Raw genomic sequence first — 1,984 nt, 5'->3', positions numbered from 1 at the left:
ATTTATATATGTGAAAATTCTCGATAAATATTAAAAGTATAATTTAGGTTTATGTTAAAATACGGGAATATTCTCCACTATTGTAACTTCACCATGAAAAAATTAATTCCCGTAATTGCTGTCATTCTTAGCTATGTATCTTTGATAGGTTGTGGTAACACACCCAAGGTTGCAGTTCAAGAAAATTCGAGTAATAGTGTTACTGAAAGTCCAACGGAAACTTCTCCAGTAGCAGTCAGTGAAAAAGAAGATAAACAAGCATCAGAAACACAAAGAAATAAAGATAATAAAGAACATAAGAGAAAATTTTTTCGTAATAATCTAGATAAAAATACTAAAACGGGTATAAGTATAAAACCCAAGGAGGGAACGGTTACAAAATTAGTCAATGGTGATTTAATGTGTTACGTCACTTTAGTAGATAAAAAAGGAATTGAACACAATGTTGGAGCGACTTTTGAAATGTGTGCTGATGAAAAAAAGGTGTTAAATAAAAAAGTTAATGCCGTTTATGAAATCCAATCAGTGAGTGATTGTCAAAGTGCAGAACCTTGTGGTAAAACTCGCAAAGAATCCATTATTACAAAAATGGAAGTTGTAAATGCAGGTGTAGAGGAAAAATCACCAAGCAGTAATTCCCAAAGTGGTAAATCACAAACTTTAAGTAATGATAAATGGACAATTACTTTGAGTAATACTGATTCTTGGAATGGAGTTAATGGTACGGGAGATGTCAGTTATCAAGGATGTGATACTAATGGTAAATGTCTCCAGTTAACAGGTGGTAAAGTCTCCTGTCGAGATGGTAAATGTATTACAGGTTGGAAAAATGGGGATTATGTCTACATTTTAGAACAACCTATAACTGAAGATGGAAATTCTACCTCCACTTTAATAGTGAGAAAAGATAATACTGAAATTTTAAACTCTCCGGGCTTAAAAGTTGTCTCTGGTAATTAGGGAACAAAAATTTGGCGTTGCTGATTAAGGGTATGAATTTTAGTCTCACGCCAAGGCGCAATCACGCACTGAGGTTTGAGTTTTAAAGGTTCAATTTGGGAATTTCATACCTCGATAAGTAGTGAGACAGAATTAATTACACAATTTTATTGGGAATGGAACGAATCGAAATGAAGCAATCGCAGGGGTTGTGATTGCTTCCCTTCGCTCGCAATGACTGTAAATATTTTTGTCCGATTACTTATGGCTACGCCACGCAGGCTATCAGCAACGCCAAAAATTTAAGCAAATCTGGGCAACAACCGGGGGGTTTGTCCCTACTCTGGTGTAAAATTTTGATCAAGAAAATTCAGAGCATGATTGCGAAGTTCAAAATATTCTGTGGAGTTACGCATGGCTATTCTATCTCTGGGATGTTCAAAAGGAACTTTTAAAATTTCTCCTATTGTTGCCGATGGTCCATTCGTCATCAAAATAATTCGGTCTGACATATAGATTGCTTCGTCAACATCATGGGTAATCATCATGACTGCTTGACGATGATGTTCCCAAATATCTAATACTTGACGTTGTAATTTACCACGAGTTAAGGCATCCAAAGCCCCAAAAGGTTCATCCATTAATAACATTTTAGGACGAATTGCTAAAGCCCTAGCAATACCAACCCTTTGTTTCATTCCTCCAGAAATTTCATCAGGGTATTTATCTGCGGCTGGGGTTAAGTTTACCATTGCTAAATGTTCATTGACAATGCTAATTTTTTCGGCACGATTGGCATTTTTCAAAACTTCATCTACTGCTAAACGGATATTTTCGCGGACAGTTAACCAAGGTAATAATGAATAATTTTGAAATACCATCATTCTATCGGCTCCTGGTTTACGAATCTCTTTTCCATCTAAGCGAACTGAACCAGATGTAGCTTTTTCAAAACCACCAATTATTTTTAATAATGTGGATTTACCACAACCAGAATGACCAATTACAGAAATATATTCATCTTCATTAATGGTCAAATTAACAT

Annotated in this window: 2 protein-coding genes; one reads left to right on the top strand and one right to left on the bottom strand. The window is 35.2% G+C overall.

Annotated elements, in window-relative coordinates; all coding sequences use genetic code 11:
- Positions 1-93: 93 nt before the first annotated feature.
- Entirely contained in the window at positions 94-960 is an 867-nt protein-coding gene (locus tag IQ228_RS25420) for a hypothetical protein (RefSeq protein ID WP_193964925.1), read from the top strand.
- A 317-nt stretch (positions 961-1,277) separates the two neighbouring features.
- Here IQ228_RS25420 and IQ228_RS25415 read toward each other — a convergent pair.
- Positions 1,278-1,984: nitrate ABC transporter ATP-binding protein (locus tag IQ228_RS25415; RefSeq protein ID WP_193964923.1), on the bottom strand; the 707-nt coding region annotated here is incomplete at its 5' end.

Source organism: Dolichospermum sp. LEGE 00246 (genome assembly GCF_015207865.1).
Taxonomy (GTDB): domain Bacteria; phylum Cyanobacteriota; class Cyanobacteriia; order Cyanobacteriales; family Nostocaceae; genus Dolichospermum; species Dolichospermum heterosporum.
Note: the sequence above shows the minus strand (reverse complement) of the source record. Positions and strands in the feature narration are given on the sequence as shown.

What these genes read in the sequence shown, in the direction of transcription:
- IQ228_RS25420 (WP_193964925.1), top strand. Translation starts at nt 94, where the DNA reads ATGAAAAAATTAATTCCCGTAATTGCTGTCATTCTTAGCTATGTATCT.